This window comes from Pseudomonas sp. LBUM1641 (assembly GCF_059716235.1).
On the sequence record NZ_CP166815.1, the window covers coordinates 1,263,187 to 1,282,388 of the forward strand.

Consider the following 19,202-nt stretch of genomic DNA (forward strand, 5'->3'; position numbering starts at 1 on the left):
ATGAGCCCGGTCGAACTGTTGAGTCATTGGTCGTTTGGCGGTGTTGACTGGCTGGTGATCGGCGTGGCGATTGCCCTGGCCTATATCGTGTTTGGTATCGCCGGTTTTGGTACTGCGCTGGTGGCGGGGCCGATCCTGATTCTGTTCATGCCGCTGTCGAAGATCATCCCGTTGCTGGTGCTGCTGGATTTTGTCGCAGCCTTTGGCAACCTCCTGCAATCGCGGCGGGATGTGGTGAAACCGGAATTGCTGAGGCTGCTGCCGTGCATGGCGATTGGCTGCACCCTGGGGGTGATCTTCCTGCTTAACCTGCACTCCGATTTATTGCTGCTGCTGATGGGGCTGTTTATCAGCGCCTATGCGATCTACAGCCTGGCGGTGAAGACCAAACCCACGCAACTGGCGTCCGGCTGGGCGATTCCCATGGGCGTTGTGGGCGGGTTGTTCGGGGCGTTGTTCGGCAGCGGCGGCTTTTTATATGCGATCTACCTCAACAGCCGTTTGCCCAAGGATGGCGCGCGGGCGACCCAGAGCGCGTTGATCAGTTGCAGCACGGTGGTGCGCCTGAGCCTGTTTTTGATCGCGGGCGTGTATGCCGAGCTACCCTTGTTGATGTTGGCGGTATGCCTGTTGCCGGCCATGGCGCTCGGGCTGTGGGCCGGGCGGCGGCTGACCCTGCGTATGTCCCGCGAGGCGTTCGTGCGGTTGGTGACCTGGCTGGTGCTGGCCAGCGGCATTGCGTTGATCGCCCGTTACTTGAGTACTTGACCTGTGGGTGTCAGGGATTAAGCTGCCGGGCTTTAGGGCCTCTTCGCGAGCAAGCCCGCTCCCACATTCGACTGCATTTATCCTGTTGGAACGCGGTCGAATGTGGGAGCGGGCTTGCTCGCGAAGGCGTCAGAAGCCACACCGCAGGACACCCAGGCACCATGAACTCCCAAAGCATCCTTGTCCCCAAGATCTCCACCTTGCCCGTCCACGAACCCCGCGCCCGGGCGATCGTGCGCTGGCTGGTGCGCAAGAACATCGTCAAGGAAGAACTCACCACCTGCGGGCGCACCGGCAACCGCATGGGCTATGCCCTGGCCGACGGTGCCCGCGCCGTGGTGCTGCATCCCGACGCGCTGCCGTTCAACGAGCCGATCAATGGCCTGGAGATCATCTACAAGCGCTGCATCTACACCCCGGCCAAGGGCTTTCTCGAAGAAGCCGGCTGCCCCGAATGCCTCAAGGAAGTCGGCGAAGCACTGTTCGAAAGCCTGGAAGACTGGATGCCCGGCCACACCGATAACTTCACCTGCCCGCTGTGTGGGCATGAAGACGACATCAACGGCTTCCTGTTCCTGCAGGAATGCGGCTTTTCCAACCTGGGATTCATCTTCAATAACTGGGCGGAGGCGGGGTTCAAGCAGAGTTTTATCGACGAATTTGCCGATTGGCTGGACCAGAAGATGAGTTGGGTCAAAGTCGAACTTTAATCCATCTATCAGTATTACCAAGTTTGTCAGAGTTTTACATTGAACCCGAGGGGGTGTCTGACTATAATGGCGCGCTTCCATTTTCCCGCTCGGGAGCCCCCGCGATGCTGCGTATCAGCCAAGAAGCTCTGACATTCGACGACATTCTCCTAGTGCCCGGTTATTCCGAGGTGCTTCCTAACGAAGTCAGTCTCAAGACCCGCCTAACCCGTGGCATCGAGCTGAATATTCCTCTGGTTTCCGCTGCCATGGACACCGTCACTGAAGCCCGTTTGGCAATCGCCATGGCTCAGGAAGGCGGCATTGGCATCATCCACAAGAACATGACCATCGAGCAGCAAGCTGCCGAAGTTCGCAAGGTCAAGCGCTACGAAGCCGGTGTGGTCAAGGACCCGATCACCATCGAGGCCGATGCCACCGTTCGTGACCTGTTCGACCTGACCCGCCTGCACAACATCTCCGGCGTTCCGGTACTGCACGATGGCGACCTGGTCGGCATCGTCACTTCCCGTGACGTGCGTTTCGAGAACCGTCTTGAAATCACCGTCCGCGAAGTGATGACGCCTAAAGAGCGCCTGGTCACTGTCATGGAAGGCGCAGACAAGGACGACGCTCGTGAGCTGTTGCACAAGCACCGCATCGAACGCGTACTGATCGTCGACGACAAATTCGCCCTCAAGGGCATGATGACCGTCAACGACATCGAAAAAGCCAAGGCTTACCCGCTGGCCAGCAAGGACGATCAAGGTCGTCTGCGCGTAGGCGCTGCGGTCGGCACCGGTAAAGACACCGGTGACCGTGTAGCGGCCCTGGTGGCTGCCGGTGTTGACGTGGTAGTGGTCGACACTGCCCACGGTCACTCCAAAGGCGTGATCGACCGCGTTCGCTGGGTCAAGCAGAACTTCCCTGACGTGCAAGTGATCGGCGGCAACATTGCCACCGGCGCTGCCGCCAAGGCCCTGGCCGAAGCCGGTGCCGATGCAGTCAAGGTCGGTATCGGCCCTGGCTCGATCTGCACCACCCGTATCGTTGCAGGTGTAGGCGTGCCGCAAATCAGCGCCATCGCCAACGTCGCCGCTGCCCTTGAAGGCACTGGCGTACCGTTGATCGCCGACGGCGGCATCCGTTTCTCCGGTGACCTGTCCAAGGCCATCGTAGCCGGTGCTTCCTGCGTGATGATGGGCTCGATGTTTGCCGGCACTGAAGAAGCGCCGGGCGAAATCGAACTGTTCCAGGGTCGTTCGTACAAGGCTTACCGTGGCATGGGTTCCCTGGGCGCCATGTCCCAGGCTCAAGGCTCTTCCGACCGTTACTTCCAGGACTCCTCCGCGGGCGCCGAGAAGCTGGTACCGGAAGGCATTGAAGGGCGTGTTCCGTACAAGGGCACCCTGAGCGCCATCATCCATCAACTGATGGGCGGCCTGCGTTCCTCGATGGGCTACACCGGCAGCGCCGACATCGAAGAAATGCGCACCAAGCCTGAGTTCGTGCGGATCACCGGTGCAGGCATGGCCGAGTCCCACGTCCACGACGTACAGATCACCAAGGAAGCGCCAAACTACCGCGTAGGTTGATGCTTCCAGCAAATAGTTAAGTAACCGGGGCTGTCTTATTCAGCCCCGAGTTGTTTCTGATTCATTAGACGAGACTGATCTCATGGCCCTCGACATTCACGCCCACCGCATCCTGATCCTCGACTTCGGTTCCCAGTACACCCAGCTGATCGCCCGCCGCGTGCGTGAAATCGGCGTGTACTGCGAACTGCATCCGTTCGACATGGACGACGAAGCGATTCGCGAATTCGCTCCAAAAGGCGTCATTCTCGCCGGCGGCCCCGAGTCCGTGCACGAAGCCAATAGCCCGCGTTGCCCGCAGGCGGTGTTTGACCTGGGCGTGCCGGTCTTCGGCATCTGCTACGGCATGCAGACCATGGCCGAGCAGCTGGGCGGCAAGGTTGAAGGTTCCGAGCTGCGTGAATTCGGTTACGCCCGTGTCGACGTGGTCGGCAAGAGCCGCCTGCTGGACGGCATCGAAGACCACATCGACGCCGACGGCCTGTTCGGCCTCGACGTGTGGATGAGCCACGGTGACAAAGTCACCAAGATGCCGGAAGACTTCCACATCCTGGCCAGCACCCCGAGCTGCCCGATTGCCGGCATGTTCAACGACGAGCGCGGCTACTACGGCGTGCAGTTCCACCCGGAAGTGACCCACACCAAGCAAGGCGGTCGCATCCTGTCGCGCTTCATCCTCGACATCTGCCAGTGCGAAGCCCTGTGGACCCCGTCGAAGATCGCTGAAGACGCCATCGCCAACGTGCGTGCCCAGGTCGGCACCGACAACGTCCTGCTGGGCCTGTCCGGCGGCGTTGACTCCTCCGTGGTTGCAGCCCTGCTGCACAAGGCTATCGGTGACCAACTGACCTGCGTCTTCGTCGACAACGGCCTGCTGCGCCTGCACGAAGGCGAGCAGGTTATGGCCATGTTCGCCGAGAACATGGGCGTCAAGGTGATCCGCGCCAACGCTGAAGATCAGTTCCTGAACAACCTGGCCGGCGAGTCCGACCCGGAGAAGAAGCGCAAGATCATCGGCCGCACCTTCATCGACGTATTCGATGCCCAGTCCAACAAACTGGACAACATCAAGTACCTCGCCCAGGGCACTATCTACCCGGACGTGATCGAGTCGGCTGGCGCCAAGAGCGGCAAGGCCCACGTGATCAAGTCCCACCACAACGTGGGTGGCCTGCCTGAGGAAATGAACCTCAAGCTGGTAGAGCCACTGCGCGAACTGTTCAAGGACGAAGTCCGTCGTCTGGGCCTGGAACTTGGCCTGCCGTACGACATGGTCTACCGCCACCCATTCCCGGGGCCTGGCCTGGGCGTGCGGATCCTGGGTGAAGTGAAGAAGGAATACGCCGACCTGCTGCGTCGCGCCGACCACATCTTCATCGAAGAACTGCGCAAGGCCGACTGGTACCACAAGGTCAGCCAGGCGTTCGTGGTGTTCCAGCCGGTGAAATCGGTTGGCGTGGTCGGCGATGGCCGTCGTTACGCCTGGGTTGTTGCCCTGCGTGCGGTGGAAACCATCGACTTCATGACCGCCCGTTGGGCGCACCTGCCGTACGAGCTGCTGGAGACTGTCAGCGGTCGTATCATCAATGAGATCGAAGGTATTTCGCGCGTTACGTATGACGTGTCGAGCAAGCCGCCGGCGACGATTGAGTGGGAGTGATCCTGCCCTAGCAGGTGAGCGCTGAATATCAAAACCCCGGCCTGGTGCGGGGGTTTTGTGTTTGTGGGATAGGCGCTTTTAATCGAGAGCTGCAAATGATCGTTTATGTGAGTTGCATCGTATGCGATGCATTTTTACGCAATTACCTTTTTATGCACTGTATAGGATGCATTTGGATAGAGATGAGTTGGGAGTCCTGATCAACAATCAATGAGTCACCCAATTCTTTGTTCCCTCACCGCCGCGCAATATCCGAAAAGTAAAACTTATCCAGCGTATGCCGCGACTCGGTGTACTCGAACTGCCTTCCATCCTGCAAAAACGTCTGGTTGCTCACCACGATCACATGGCTCTGACCTTCGAGGTCCAGGTGTGTCTGATCGTCCTTCCCCCGCGGCAGCGCTTCGATGGTGCGCTGCGCATAGCTGATCTGCAGCTGCAAGGTCTGCTCGATAAACGCATAGATCGACTGCTCGGCAATCCCCCGGTCCAGCCCCGGAATCAGGTCGGCGACGAAGTGGTTGATGTCGAGGATCACCCGTTTGCCGTCGATCCGCCGTACCCGTTTGACCCGGGTTATCAGGCTGCCGGCTTCGGCTTCGATGTGTTGCATCAGTGGCCCTTCCAGCGGGAATTGGCTGAACTCCACCACTTCGGTGCTGACGTCATCGCCGAGGGCGGCATGGGTCTCGCGAAAGCTGACGATGCCGCCGAGCTGGAACTCGATGGGGTTGGGCGATAACACGAAGGTGCCCTTGCCGTGGATCTTTTGCGCGAACCCGCGCTCCTGCAATTGCTCGATCGCCCGGCGCACCGTGCCACGGCTGGCCTGGTAGGCGTCCATCAGTTCGGTTTCGGAGGGCAGGCGCGTGCCGCGTTGCAGGCGTTCGGTGGTGATGCTGGCAAGCAGATCGGTATAGATCTGGTTGTATTTGCTCATGGGGGAGGGCTCTGTGCCGCGTTGGCGTTCAAGGCAGGAACCTTAGTGGCAGCGATGGGGTTTGTCCATGCAACCCATTGTAGAACTCGGAAATTTCTGACTTAAAAAACAGAAAATTAATCATTTTCAAACTCGTACATACGAGTTATTGCTTTAACTCGTACAGACGAGTACTTTTGGCTTCGGCGTGCTGCCTATGACCGCCCCAATAAAAAAAACCAAAGTGGATACCAAGCATGAGCCACGACTATCCGAATATTGCCCGCGAGATTCTCAAGAACCTCGGTGGCAGCGACAACCTTGAGCAAGCTGCCCACTGCGTGACCCGCCTGCGCCTGGCCCTCAAGGACCCGAGCCTGGCGAACAGCGGCGCTCTGAACCAGGTCGACCTGGTCAAGGGTTCGTTCTTCACCGGCGGCCTGTTCCAGATCGTGATCGGCCCCGGCGAAGTGGAAAAGGTCTACGCCGCCCTGCGTGAGCAAACGGGCCTCGCCGCGTCGACCATCGCGGACGTGAAACAGAAAAGCGCCGACAAAATAAACCCGATGCAGCGCCTGGTGCGGGTGTTCTCCGACGTGTTCATGCCGATTTTGCCGGCGCTGATCATTGCCGGCTTGCTCATGGGGGTGAACAACCTGATGGGCGCCAAGGGCATGTTCATCGCGGACAAGACCCTGCTCGACGCCTATCCGAACCTGGATGGCCTGTGGAGCCTGATCAACCTGATGGCCAACACCTCGTTCGTGTTCCTGCCGGCGCTGGTGGGCTGGTCGGCGGCCAAGCGTTTTGGTGGCAGTGAAATCCTCGGCATCGTCCTCGGCCTGATGCTGGTGCACCCCGATTTGCTCAATGCCTGGAACTACGGCAAGGCGGTCGCCGGCCTTGATGGCGCGAGCCTGCCGTACTTCGATATTTTCGGCTGGTTCAAAATCGAGAAGGTCGGTTATCAGGGGCAAATCTTGCCGATCCTGCTGGCCGCCTACGTGATGAGCGTGATTGAAAAATGGCTGCGGGCACGGGTGCCGAATGCCATCCAATTGCTGGTGGTACCGATCACTACCATCGTTGTCACCGGTGTGCTGGCGCTGGCGATCATCGGCCCGGTGACCCGTCACCTTGGCATCCTGATCACCGAAGGCGTGGTCACTCTGTTTGACCTGGCGCCCATGGTCGGCGGCGCCATTTTCGGCCTGCTGTACGCACCGCTGGTGATCACCGGCATGCACCACATGTTCCTCGCCGTGGACCTGCAACTGATCTCCACCCAGGGCGGCACCTTTATCTGGCCGATGATCGTCATGTCCAACCTGGCCCAGGGCAGCGCGGCGCTCGGCGTGTTCTACATGAGCCGCAATGCGCGGGACAAAAGCATGGCCTCCACCTCGGCGATTTCCGCCTACTTCGGTATCACGGAGCCGGCGATGTTCGGGGTCAACCTGCGCTTCAAGTTTCCGTTCTACGCCGCCCTGACCGGCTCGGCGCTGGGCAGTATTTTCCTGTCGCTGAACAAGGTCCAGGCCTCGGCCATTGGCGTCGGTGGCTTGCCCGGGTTCATCTCGATCATCCCGCAATACATCCCAAGTTTTGTCATCGGCATGGTCGTCGCGATTGTCGTGCCGTTTGTTTTGACCTGTGTACTGAGCATGAAGATTGTTCGGCCTGGATACAGGGTCGCCTGACCTACCGCTATCGCAGGCAAGCCAGCTCCCACAGTTGATCGCATTTCAAATTGAAGGAACCCACCATGCAAAACTGGCAACACTCGGTGATCTACCAGATCTACCCAAAAAGCTTCCATAGCCACGCGGGTAACGCCACCGGTGACCTGCTGGGCATCGTGGACAAGCTCGATTACCTGAAATGGCTGGGCGTCGACTGCCTGTGGATCACCCCGTTCCTGCGCTCGCCCCAGCGCGACAACGGCTACGACATCAGCGACTACTACGCCATCGACCCGAGCTACGGGACCATGGCCGATTGCGACCTGCTGATCAGTGAAGCCGCCAAGCGCGGGATCACGCTGATGCTCGACATCGTGGTCAACCACACCTCCATCGAACACGAGTGGTTCCAGCAGGCCCGCAGCAGTCTCGACAATCCGTACCGCGACTTCTACATCTGGCGCGACCAGCCGAACAACTGGGAATCCAAGTTCGGCGGCTCGGCCTGGGAATACGAGGCGCAAACCGGCCAGTACTTCCTGCACCTGTTCGACCACACCCAGGCCGACCTGAATTGGGACAACCCCAAGGTGCGCGCCGAAGTGTTCAAGTTGATGCGCTTCTGGCGCGACAAGGGCGTGGGCGGTTTCCGCCTGGACGTGATCAACCTGATCTCCAAACCGGCGGATTTCCCGGAAGACAACAGCGACGGTCGACGCTTCTACACCGACGGCCCGAACGTCCACGAATACCTGCAGGAAATGCACCGCGAAGTGTTCGAAGGGCATGACCTGATCAACGTCGGCGAGATGTCGTCCACCAGCCTTGAACACTGCATTCGTTATTCGAATCCGCAGTCGAAAGAGCTGTCGATGACCTTCAACTTTCACCACCTGAAAGTCGATTACCCGAACCTGCAAAAGTGGGTCACGGCCGACTTCGACTTCCTGCAACTCAAGCAGATTCTGTCCGACTGGCAGCTCGGCATGCAGGCCGGTGGCGGCTGGAATGCGCTGTTCTGGTGTAACCACGACCAGCCGCGAGTGGTCTCGCGTTTTGGTGATGACGGCGAACACCGCGTGGTCTCGGCGAAGATGCTCGCCACTGCATTGCACTTCCTCCAGGGCACGCCTTTTGTGTACCAGGGCGAAGAGCTGGGGATGACCAATCCGGGCTTCGACACCATCGACCAATACCGAGATGTCGAGACCCTGAACATCTACCGGCTCAAGCGCGAGGCGGGTGAATCCGAGGCGTCGAGCATGGCGGCGATCATGCAGAAATCCCGCGATAACGGCCGCACGCCGATGCAATGGAATGCCGAGCAACACGCCGGCTTCAGCCGCGGCGAACCGTGGATCGGCATCCCGGCCAACGCGGCGCAGATCAACGTGCAAAGCCAGCTGGATGACCCGCAATCGGTGCTGCATCACTACCGCGCGCTGATCGAACTGCGTCGGCACGAGCCGCTGATTCAGGAAGGTATTTATCGCCAACTGCTGCCGCAGCACACCCAGGTATGGGCGTACCTGCGCGAAGGCCACGGCGAACGCCTGCTGGTACTCAACAATTTCTATGGCACGCCGTGCCAGATCGAATTGCCCGATGGCCTGCTGACGGCGGCGAGTGAGCAGCGCCTGCTGATCAGCAACTACAACGACTGCCCACAGCGTTCGAGCCAGGTCTCGCTACGCCCCTATGAATCGTTTGTGCTGCACCTCAAGGACTGAGACGCCAAATCCAGGCCGTAGCAGCTGTCGAGCACCAGCGAGGCTGCGTCAGGCGCGACTCGATGTCTGCGCCTGGCGTGATTGCGGCGGTGCGGCCAACGCAGCCTCGCTGGTGCTCGACAGCTGCTACGGGATGTGGCGCGTTAACACCCTGCGTGGGAGCGCAGGGGGCTTCAAAAAAACATAATAAAAATATCGGAGTGCTTCATGAAAACAACAATAAAGCTGGGCCTCGTTGCATCCTGCCTGACCTTGCCGATGGCTGCTCAGGCGTTGGAATTTGCCGGCTACTTGCGTAGCGGGGCGGGGACTTCAACCGGCAGTGGCAAGCAGCAGTGCTTCCAGTTGCCGGGTGCACAATCCAAATACCGTCTGGGCAACGAGTGCGAGCAGTACGCCGAACTCGAATTGCGCCAGGACCTGCTGACCCTCGACGACGGCTCGGTGTTCAGCGTCGATGCCATGGCCTCGCTGTACAACAAGTACGACCGGGCGCTGAAGTTCCAGGGTGAAGACAACGGCTCGGCACGCATGCCGCAGATGTATGCGCAGTGGTCGAACATCCCCAGCCTCAACGGCGGTTCGCTGTGGGCCGGCCGGCGCTACTACAAACGAAATGACATCCATATCTCCGACTTTTACTACTGGAACCAGAGCGCCACGGGCGGCGGTATCGAGGACGTGAAAATCGGCGACCTGAAGTACAGCTATGCACTGTCCCGCAAGGACAACCTGTACCAGAAGGAATACGCCACCCGTCACGACTTCAACGTGGCCGGCTTCAAGACCAACCCGGGCGGCGAGCTGGAACTGGGCTTGAGCTACATCGAAAAAGCCGGTGGCCGCGACACCAACAGCGGCTGGGCCATCACTGCCCAACACGTGCAGAAACCCTTTCTTGGCGGGCGCAACAAGTTCGCTTTGCAGTACGGCGAAGGCCCCGGCACCGGCCTCGGCTACACCGGCGATACGTTCCTCGATAAAAGCAGCAAGAGCTATCGTGCGGTGGAGTTCTTCGACTGGCAAGTGACCCCGCGGTTTGGCGGGCAGATCGAGGCCGTCTACCAGAAGGATATTCGCCCGGGCAGCCAGGACCAGACCTGGATGTCGCTGGGCGTGCGCCCGGCCTATGCGATCTCCGAACAGTTCAAGCTGGTCACCGAACTCGGTCATGATCAGGTCGAGGCCACTGGAGGCACGCGCAAGCTGAGCAAATTTACCTTCGCCCCGACCTGGTCACCCAAAGGCCCGGATTTCTGGGCGCGGCCGGAAGTGCGTTTGTACTACACCTACGCGACCTGGAACGAAGCGGCCAAGCGTGCGGCCAATGAGCTGGCGGCAGGTTCGGCGTTGTCCGACACCGGCAGCTACGGCACGGCGCGGCATGGTTCCAACGTTGGTGTGCAAGTCGAATATTGGTGGAAGTAATCACTTATCTGTAGGCGCGAGCTTGCTCGCGAAAAACTCAAGGGCAACGCGTCTATCCAGAATGCACGCGTACTCGTTGACGACCTTCGCGAGCAAGCTCGCTCCTACAGGGATTTTTACAGAACAAAACAGCAGGTGAAGTCATGACCACAACTCAACCCCTGGAATTGCTGGCGCCCTTGTCCGGGGTGCTGCTCGCCCTGGATCAGGTGCCGGATCCGGTGTTCTCCAGTCGCCTGATCGGCGATGGCCTGTGCATCGATCCGACCTCGCAGACCCTCTGCGCGCCGCTGGACGGGGTGATCAGCAATATCCAGGACAGTGGTCATGCGGTGAGTGTCACCGACGACAACGGCGTTCAGGTGCTGATGCACATCGGCCTGGACACCGTGAATCTCGCGGGCAAGGGTTTCACCCGACTGGTCGAGGAAGGCCAGCGGGTGGAAGCCGGGCAACCGTTGATTGAATTCGATGCCGACTACGTGGCGCTCAACGCCCGTAGTTTGCTGACCCTGATGCTGGTGGTCAGTGGCGAGCCCTTCAAACTGCTGACGCCCGAGCAGGGTTTGGTCGATGTGGGGCAACCGCTGCTGCAAGTAACCTCGCAAGTCGCTGCGGATGAGGCGAAAGACGAGGAGGGCGAAGCCCTGTTCTCCAAACCGCTGACGCTGCCCAACGCCAATGGCCTGCATGCGCGCCCGGCGGCGGTGCTGGCGCAGGCGGCCAAAGGCTTCAAGGCGAGTATTTACCTGCACAAGCAAACCGAGAGCGCCAACGCCAAGTCGCTGGTGCGGATCATGGCGTTGCAGACGGTGCAGGGCGATACCTTGCAAGTCAGCGCGGCAGGCGAGGACGCCGAAGCGGCAATCCAGGCGCTGGTGACCTTGCTGGCCGAAGGCTGCGGGGAAGCCGTCGCGGCTCATCAACCTGCCGCTTCACCCGTGACGCCTGATTCATCGGCGACCTTGCTGCGCGGTGTGTGCGCCTCGCCGGGTTCGGCGTTTGGCCAAGTCGTGCAGGTTAAAGAGCCGGCGCTGACCATCGTCGAAGCCGGTAAGGGCGAAGCGCTGGAGCGTGCTGTCCTGACGCAGGCCCTGAGTGATGCGAATCTGGCCCTGCAAGCCTTGCAGGAAAAAGTCGTCGGCAGCGCCCAGTCCGAGATCTTCCGCGCGCACCAGGAATTGCTCGACGACCCGGCCCTGCTGGAACAGACCCGCGACCTGCTGGACCAGGGTAAAAGCGCGGCCTTCGCTTGGAACAGCGCCACCGAAGCCACCGCCACGCTTTTCCAGGGCCTGGGCAATGCCTTGCTTGCCGAGCGTGCTGCCGACCTGGCAGACGTTGGCCAGCGGGTGCTGAAACTGATCCTCGGCGTTCAGGACCGCGCCTGGGATTTGCCGGAGCAGGCGATCCTGATTGCCGAGCAACTGACCCCGTCACAAACTGCCAGCCTTGACACCCGCAAGGTATTGGGCTTCGTCACGGTGGGCGGCGGCGCTACCAGCCATGTCGCCATCCTTGCCCGCGCTCTTGGCTTGCCGGCCATCTGCGGCGTGCCGGCGCAGGTGCTGGAGTTGGTCAACGGCAAACAAGTGCTGCTGGATGCCGACAAAGGCGAGCTGCACCTGAACCCGGACCTGGCCGAGATCGAGCAGCTGCAAGTCACCCGCCAACAGCAAGTGCTGCGCCGTCAGCGGGAAGTGGAGCAGGCTTCATTGCCCGCCACTACCCGCGACGGTCATCACGTCGAAGTGACGGCCAACGTCGCGTCATTGCAGGAAGTGGAGCAGGCGCTGTCCCTGGGGGGCGAAGGTGTCGGTTTGCTGCGTTCCGAATTCCTCTACCTGGACCGCAATCGCGCACCGAGCCCCGAAGAACAGGCGGGCACCTACAGCGCCATCGCCCGTGCGTTGGGCCCTGAGCGCAATCTGGTAGTACGCACCCTGGACGTCGGTGGCGACAAGCCGCTGGCCTATGTGCCGATGGACAGCGAGACCAATCCATTCCTCGGCCTGCGCGGGATTCGCCTGTGCCTGGAACGCCCGGAACTGCTGCGCGAACAACTCCGCGCGATCCTCGCCAGTGCCGGTTTCGCCCGCCTGCATATCATGTTGCCGATGGTCAGCCTGCTCTCGGAATTGCGCCTGGCGCGGAAGATTCTTGAAGAGGAAGCACTGGCCCTGGGGCTGACGGAATTGCCGAAGCTGGGAATCATGATCGAAGTACCATCGGCGGCGTTGATGGCCGACCTGTTTGCGCCGGAGGTGGATTTCTTCTCCATCGGCACCAACGACCTGACCCAATACACCCTGGCCATGGACCGTGATCACCCGCGCCTTGCCAGCCAGGCCGACAGCTTTCACCCGGCGGTGCTGCGCCTGATCGCCACCACCGTCAAGGCGGCCCATGCCCATGGCAAGTGGGTGGGTGTATGTGGCGCGCTGGCGTCTGAAGCGCTGGCGGTACCGGTGCTGATCGGGTTGGGGGTGGATGAGTTGTCGGTCAGCGTGCCGTTGATCCCGACCATCAAGGCCACCGTGCGCGAGCTGGACCTGGCCGACTGCCAATCCATTGCTCGACAGGTGCTCGGCCTGGAAGAAGCGGCTCAGGTACGCGAGGCGTTGCGCCTGTACCACGCGGCTACCGTTGAAACCTCATTGGTTGTGGAGAACTGACATGTTCGAGAAATTTCAGCGGGCGTTCTGGAAGGCCCTGACGCCGGATCTGGTTCTTGAAACGCCACAGGCGGTTGTTGCGCCAGCGGGCGAAACAGCGCTGGCGCCGGCGGTGCTGAATGCGCTGGGCGGGGCGGAGAATCTCAAGTCGCAGCAGCGGGTGGCATTGACCCGGGTGCGGGTGCAATTGAAGGATGCGGGGCGGTTGGATGCGCAGGCGTTGAAGGTGGCAGGTGTGCCGGGCGTGATGGTGTTGGCGGGCGGAGTGGTGCACCTGATCACCGCCTGAGAATTTGTAGGAGCGAGCTTGCTCGCGAAAATCGTCAACGATAACGCGGGGAGCCTGGTTGACCGCGGTGCCCTTGCGTTTTTCGCGAGCAAGCTCGCTCCTACAGTGAGATGTTCTGCCGGTTACAACTGCGGGGTTTCGTCGGTCGGCTTGGTCTTGTCCACACCCGGCACATGCAGGTTGCCTTCCACCACCTGATTGCCTTCCAACTGCGGCTGCGTCACCCACGTCAGGATGTCGTAGTAGCGCCGGATGTTCGCCACAAAGTGCACGGGCTCACCGCCACGGGCATAGCCATAACGGGTCTTGCTGTACCACTGCTTCTGCGACAGGCGTGGCAGCATCTTCTTCACGTCCAGCCACTTGTTCGGGCTCAGGCCTTCTTTCTCGGCCAGCTTGCGCGCGTCATCCAGGTGACCGGTGCCGACGTTGTACGCCGCCAGGGCAAACCAAGTGCGGTCCGGCTCGGCAATCTTGTCGTCCAGTTCATCCTTGATCTTGGCCAGGTACTTGGCGCCGCCCATGATGCTCTGCTTGGCGTCCAAACGGTTGGACACGCCCATGGCTTGCGCAGTGTTCTGGGTCAGCATCATCAGGCCGCGCACGCCGGTCTTGGAGGTGACCGCCGGCTGCCAGAGTGATTCCTGATAACCAATGGCCGCCAACAGCCGCCAGTCGACCTTTTCTTCCTTGGCGTAGGCGCGGAAGTGTTTCTCGTATTTGGGCAGGCGCTGCTGCAGATGCTGGGCGAAGGTGTAGGCGCCGACATAGCCGAGTACATCGACGTGCCCGTAGTAACGGTCTTTCAGGCGTTGCAGGGTGCCATTCTTTTCAACCTTGTCGAGGTAGCTGTTGACCTCGTTGAGCAGGCTGTTGTCATCACCCGCGGCCACGGCCCACGCCTGGTTGCTGGCATCACCAAGGTCAAAGGCCACCCGCACGTTGGGGAAGTACACTTGGTTCATCGCCACTTCGTTGGAGTCCACCAGGGTCAGGTCGATCTGGCCTTCGTCCACCATGCGCAGCAGGTCGACCACCTCAACGGCGTCGGATTCTTCGTATTCAATTGCGGGAAACTGTTTTTTCAGCGCCGCCAGTTGCTCGGCGTGGGTGCTGCCCTTGAGCACCATGATCTTCTTGCCCACCAGGTCTGCCGCAGTGGTCGGGCGGGACTGGCCGTTGCGGTAGATGATCTGCGGGGTGACTTCCAGGTACGGATGGGAGAAACGCACCTCTTGGCGACGCTGCTCGCTGCTGACCAGACCGGCGGCGGCCAGCACCGGGCCGTTGGGTTTGCCGATCTGTGAGAACAGGTCGTCAAGATTGTCGGCGGTCTGGATCTCCAGCTTTACACCCAGGTCGTCGGCAAAGCGCTTGACCAGTTCGTATTCGAAACCGGTTTCGCCGTTACGGTCCTGGAAATAAGTGGCCGGGCTGTTTCGGGTAACCACCCGCAATACGCCATCCTCCTTGATTCGCTCGAGCGTGTTGGGTTTATCCACACACGCGCTGAGCAGCAGGAAGAGTCCGGTGACGAAGAGCCATTTGGCGCATCGCGGGCGTAAAGCAGTAGGGGAGAACATCTGCGCAGTATACGCAAAGGACTCGCGGCGCCATATCTCGACAGCGGGGCACTTGTCTGCTAGCGGCCGTAAAGCTGGGCTACAGGCCGCAGAAACGGGGCTTGGCAGCCGATTGTGACGGTTAAAATAACTGCCCGGAATAGCCTGGATGGCCATCTGATATCGTGCGATTTATGCCAACTGACGTCCGGCAGCGGCCATAGGTGCCGTTTCGGGTGCCGTTGGCGACGGTTTACGCTAGAATGCACGGCCTCAAAGCACACCCCCTTCCCGAGGCTGTCCCGAAGATGTTGATCCTGCGCGGCGCTCCTGCCCTTTCTGCCTTTCGCCACAGCAAACTCCTTGAGCAACTGAGCCAGAAGGTACCTTCTGTCAGTGGCTTGTATGCTGAATTTGCTCACTTCGCCGACGTTACCGGCGTTTTGACCGCCGACGAACAGCAAGTGCTGGCGCGCCTTCTGAAGTACGGTCCCAGCGTTCCTGTTCAAGAGCCTAACGGCCGCTTGTTCCTGGTCCTGCCACGGTTCGGCACCATCTCGCCCTGGTCGAGCAAGGCCAGCGACATCGCCCGCAACTGCGGCCTGGAAAAAATCCAGCGCCTGGAACGCGGGATCGCCTTCTATGTAGCAGGCCAGTTCAGCGACGCCGAGGCCGAGCTGATCGCCAGCAGCCTGCACGACCGCATGACCCAGATCATCGTGGCCCAGCTGGAACAGGCCGCCGGTCTGTTCAGCCACGCCGAGCCCAAGCCGCTGACCGCGATTGACGTGCTCGGTGGCGGTCGCGCCGCGCTGGAAACCGCCAACACCGAACTGGGCCTGGCCCTGGCCGAAGACGAAATTGACTACCTGGTCAACGCCTTCATCGGTCTGAAGCGCAACCCGCACGACATCGAACTGATGATGTTCGCCCAGGCGAACTCCGAGCACTGCCGTCACAAGATCTTCAACGCCAGTTGGGACATTGACGGCCAGAGCCAGGAAAAAAGCCTGTTCGGCATGATCAAGAACACCTACGTGATGCACAGCGAAGGCGTTCTGTCGGCTTATAAAGACAACGCCTCGGTCATCGTCGGCTCCGTCGCCGGCCGTTTCTTCCCGGACCCTGAGACCCGCCAGTACGGCGCGGTGCAGGAGCCGGTGCACATCCTGATGAAGGTCGAGACCCACAACCACCCGACCGCGATTGCCCCGTTCCCGGGCGCAGCCACCGGTTCCGGCGGCGAGATTCGCGACGAAGGTGCAACCGGTCGTGGCGCCAAGCCAAAGGCTGGCCTCACGGGCTTCACCGTGTCCAACCTGCAGATCCCGGGTTTCGAACAGCCGTGGGAAGTGCCGTACGGCAAGCCTGAGCGCATCGTCACCGCGCTGGACATCATGATCGAAGGTCCGCTGGGCGGCGCTGCGTTCAACAACGAATTCGGTCGTCCGGCCCTGACCGGCTACTTCCGTACTTTCGAACAGTCCATCACCACCCCGCGTGGCGATGAAGTGCGCGGTTACCACAAGCCGATCATGTTGGCCGGCGGCATGGGCAACATCCGCGCCGAGCACGTACAGAAAGGCGAAATTCTGGTCGGCTCCAAGCTGATCGTCCTCGGCGGCCCGGCGATGCTGATCGGCCTGGGCGGCGGTGCCGCTTCCTCAATGGCTACCGGCACCAGCTCGGCAGATCTGGACTTCGCTTCCGTTCAGCGTGAAAACCCTGAGATGGAACGCCGTTGCCAGGAAGTCATCGACCGTTGCTGGCAATTGGGTGACAAGAACCCGATCAGCTTCATCCACGACGTCGGCGCGGGCGGTTTGTCCAACGCCTTCCCGGAACTGGTCAACGATGGCGACCGTGGCGGCCGTTTCGAACTGCGCAACATTCCAAACGACGAGCCGGGCATGGCCCCGCACGAAATCTGGAGCAACGAATCCCAGGAGCGTTACGTCCTGGCCGTCGGCCCTGCCGACTTCGAACGCTTCCAGGCGATCTGCGAGCGCGAGCGCTGCCCGTTTGCCGTGGTCGGCGAAGCCACTGCCGAGCCGCAACTGACGGTCACCGACAGCCACTTCGGCAACAGCCCGGTGGACATGCCGCTGGAAGTGCTGCTGGGCAAAGCCCCACGCATGCACCGTTCGGCCGTGCGTGAAAACGAACTGGGCGACGATTTCGATCCGTCGACCCTGGCCATCGCCGACTGCGTGGAGCGCGTCCTGCACCACCCGGCCGTTGCCAGCAAAAGCTTCCTGATCACCATCGGCGACCGCACCATTACCGGTCTGGTTGCCCGTGATCAAATGGTCGGCCCGTGGCAGGTTCCGGTGGCTGACGTCGCCGTCACCGCCACCAGCTTCGACGTCTACACCGGTGAAGCGATGGCCATGGGCGAGCGCACTCCGCTGGCCCTGCTGGACGCCCCGGCGTCGGGCCGCATGGCCATCGGCGAAACCCTGACCAACATCGCCGCTTCGCGTATCGCCAAGATCTCCGACATCAAACTGTCGGCCAACTGGATGTCTGCTGCCGGTCACCCGGGTGAAGATGCGCGTCTTTACGACACCGTGAAAGCGGTCGGCATGGAGCTGTGCCCTGAGTTGGGCATTACCATTCCGGTGGGCAAGGACTCCATGTCCATGGCCACGCGCTGGAACGATGAAGGCGTGGACAAGAGCGTCACCTCGCCGCTGTCGCTGATCGTCACCGGCTTTGCGCCGGTCACCGACATCCGCCAGACCCTGACCCCGCAACTGCGCATGGACAAGGGCACCACCGACCTGATCCTGATCGACCTCGGTCGTGGCCAGAACCGCATGGGCGCCTCGATCCTCGCCCAGGTGCACGGCAAGCTCGGCAAACAGGCCCCGGACGTCGACGACGCCGAAGACCTGAAAGCCTTCTTCGCGGTGATCCAGGGCCTGAACGCCGACGGTCACCTGCTGGCTTACCACGACCGTTCCGACGGTGGTTTGCTGACCAGCGCCGTGGAAATGGCCTTCGCCGGTCACTGCGGCCTGAACCTGAACCTCGATGGCCTGGCAGAAACTTCCGCCGACATCGCTGCAATCCTGTTCAACGAAGAACTGGGCGCCGTGATCCAGGTTCGCCAGGACGCAACGCCAGACGTACTCGCACAATTCAGCGCTGCTGGCCTGGGCGACTGCGTGGCGGTGGTTGGCCAGCCGATCAACAACGGTGAAATCAACATCGTCTTCAACGGCGAAACCGTGTTTGAAGGCCAGCGCCGCCTGTTGCAACGCCAGTGGGCCGAGACCAGCTACCAGATCCAGCGCCTGCGTGACAACGCTGACTGCGCCGAGCAGGAATTCGAGGTGATCCTGGAAGAAGACAACCCGGGCCTGAGCACCAAGCTCAGCTTCGACGTCAAGCAGGACATCGCCGCGCCTTACATCAAGAAAGGCATCCGCCCACAAGTGGCCGTACTGCGTGAGCAGGGCGTCAACGGCCAGGTGGAAATGGCGGCGGCGTTCGACCGTGCCGGCTTCAATGCGATCGACGTGCACATGAGCGACATCCTCGCCGGTCGCGTTGATCTCAACGAATTCAAAGGCCTCGTGGCCTGCGGTGGTTTCTCCTACGGCGACGTACTGGGTGCCGGTGAAGGCTGGGCCAAATCGGCCCTGTTCAACAGCCGTGCCCGCGACGCGTTCCAGGGCTTCTTCGAGCGCAACGACAGCTTCACCCTGGGTGTGTGCAACGGTTGCCAGATGATGTCCAACCTCAGCGAACTGATCCCGGGCAGCGAGTTCTGGCCGCACTTCGTGCGTAACCGTTCCGAGCAGTTCGAAGCCCGTGTTGCGATGGTCCAGGTGCAGGAATCTAACTCGATCTTCCTGCAGGGCATGGCCGGTTCGCGCATGCCGATCGCCATCGCCCACGGTGAAGGCCATGCCGAGTTCGCCAGCGAAGAAGCACTGCTGGAAGCCGACCTGTCCGGTACCGTGGCCCTGCGTTTCGTCGACAACCACGGCAAGGTCACCGAAGGCTACCCGGCCAACCCGAACGGCTCGCCGCGCGGGATCACCGGGCTGACCAGCCGCGACGGTCGCGTCACCATCATGATGCCGCACCCGGAGCGTGTGTTCCGCGCCGTGCAGAACTCGTGGCGCCCGGAAGAGTGGAACGAAGACGGCGCGTGGATGCGCATGTTCCGTAACGCTCGCGTCTGGGTGAACTAA

At 61.0% G+C, this 19,202-nt stretch carries 12 protein-coding genes and 1 pseudogene; 11 read left to right on the forward strand and 2 right to left on the reverse strand.

Translation table 11 applies throughout. The annotated features are described in order from the left end of the window. The 4 genes from ACA046_RS05715 (at position 1) to guaA (ending at position 4,712) form a co-directional block, all read left to right on the forward strand. Positions 1-768, forward strand: coding sequence for a sulfite exporter TauE/SafE family protein (locus tag ACA046_RS05715; protein WP_497676077.1), 768 nt, complete (start codon positions 1-3; stop codon positions 766-768). Between the two features lie 161 nt (positions 769-929). Beyond that, positions 930-1,478, forward strand: coding sequence for a hypothetical protein (locus tag ACA046_RS05720; protein WP_003209647.1), 549 nt, complete (start codon positions 930-932; stop codon positions 1,476-1,478). A gap of 104 nt (positions 1,479-1,582) precedes the next feature. Further along, positions 1,583-3,052, forward strand: a complete 1,470-nt coding sequence (guaB, locus tag ACA046_RS05725; RefSeq protein ID WP_076017533.1) for an IMP dehydrogenase — start codon at positions 1,583-1,585, stop codon at positions 3,050-3,052. Between the two features lie 82 nt (positions 3,053-3,134). Further along, positions 3,135-4,712 (forward strand): glutamine-hydrolyzing GMP synthase, encoded by a 1,578-nt coding sequence (gene guaA / locus ACA046_RS05730; protein ID WP_017134673.1) that lies wholly within the window; start codon positions 3,135-3,137, stop codon positions 4,710-4,712. Positions 4,713-4,947: 235 nt separating this feature from the next. Here guaA and treR read toward each other — a convergent pair whose 3' ends face one another. Then, complete coding sequence (gene treR / locus ACA046_RS05735) at positions 4,948-5,652, reverse strand: trehalose operon repressor (protein WP_459026333.1); 705 nt, start codon at positions 5,650-5,652, stop codon at positions 4,948-4,950. Positions 5,653-5,888: 236 nt separating this feature from the next. On the opposite strand from treR, the gene treP reads away from it, so the two are divergent. The 6 genes and pseudogenes from treP to ACA046_RS05765 form a co-directional block, all read left to right on the forward strand. Continuing rightward, positions 5,889-7,331: a PTS system trehalose-specific EIIBC component gene (treP, locus tag ACA046_RS05740; RefSeq protein ID WP_459026335.1), complete on the forward strand. Its 1,443-nt coding sequence runs from the start codon at positions 5,889-5,891 to the stop codon at positions 7,329-7,331. 65 nt (positions 7,332-7,396) lie between these two features. Then, a complete protein-coding gene (treC, locus tag ACA046_RS05745; protein ID WP_497676078.1) occupies positions 7,397-9,043 on the forward strand; it encodes an alpha,alpha-phosphotrehalase in 1,647 nt (548 codons plus the stop codon). A 207-nt stretch (positions 9,044-9,250) separates the two neighbouring features. Then, positions 9,251-10,471 (forward strand): maltoporin, encoded by a 1,221-nt coding sequence (locus tag ACA046_RS05750; protein ID WP_167664519.1) that lies wholly within the window; start codon positions 9,251-9,253, stop codon positions 10,469-10,471. A 143-nt stretch (positions 10,472-10,614) separates the two neighbouring features. Next, complete coding sequence (ptsP, locus tag ACA046_RS05755) at positions 10,615-13,146, forward strand: phosphoenolpyruvate--protein phosphotransferase (RefSeq protein WP_497676079.1); 2,532 nt, start codon at positions 10,615-10,617, stop codon at positions 13,144-13,146. Between the two features lies 1 nt (position 13,147). After that, positions 13,148-13,435 carry a PTS sugar transporter subunit IIB gene (locus tag ACA046_RS05760; protein WP_497676080.1) on the forward strand — a complete coding sequence of 96 codons (288 nt, stop codon included), beginning with the start codon at positions 13,148-13,150 and terminating at the stop codon, positions 13,433-13,435. A gap of 18 nt (positions 13,436-13,453) precedes the next feature. Continuing rightward, positions 13,454-13,549, forward strand: a pseudogene (locus ACA046_RS05765) (outer membrane lipoprotein carrier protein LolA); the annotation flags it as partial. 8 nt (positions 13,550-13,557) lie between these two features. Here ACA046_RS05765 and mltF read toward each other — a convergent pair. Continuing rightward, positions 13,558-15,018, reverse strand: coding sequence for a membrane-bound lytic murein transglycosylase MltF (gene mltF, locus ACA046_RS05770; protein ID WP_459026343.1), 1,461 nt, complete (start codon positions 15,016-15,018; stop codon positions 13,558-13,560). A 287-nt stretch (positions 15,019-15,305) separates the two neighbouring features. Between mltF and purL the strand changes: the two genes are divergently transcribed. Then, a complete protein-coding gene (gene purL, locus ACA046_RS05775; RefSeq protein WP_497676081.1) occupies positions 15,306-19,202 on the forward strand; it encodes a phosphoribosylformylglycinamidine synthase in 3,897 nt (1,298 codons plus the stop codon).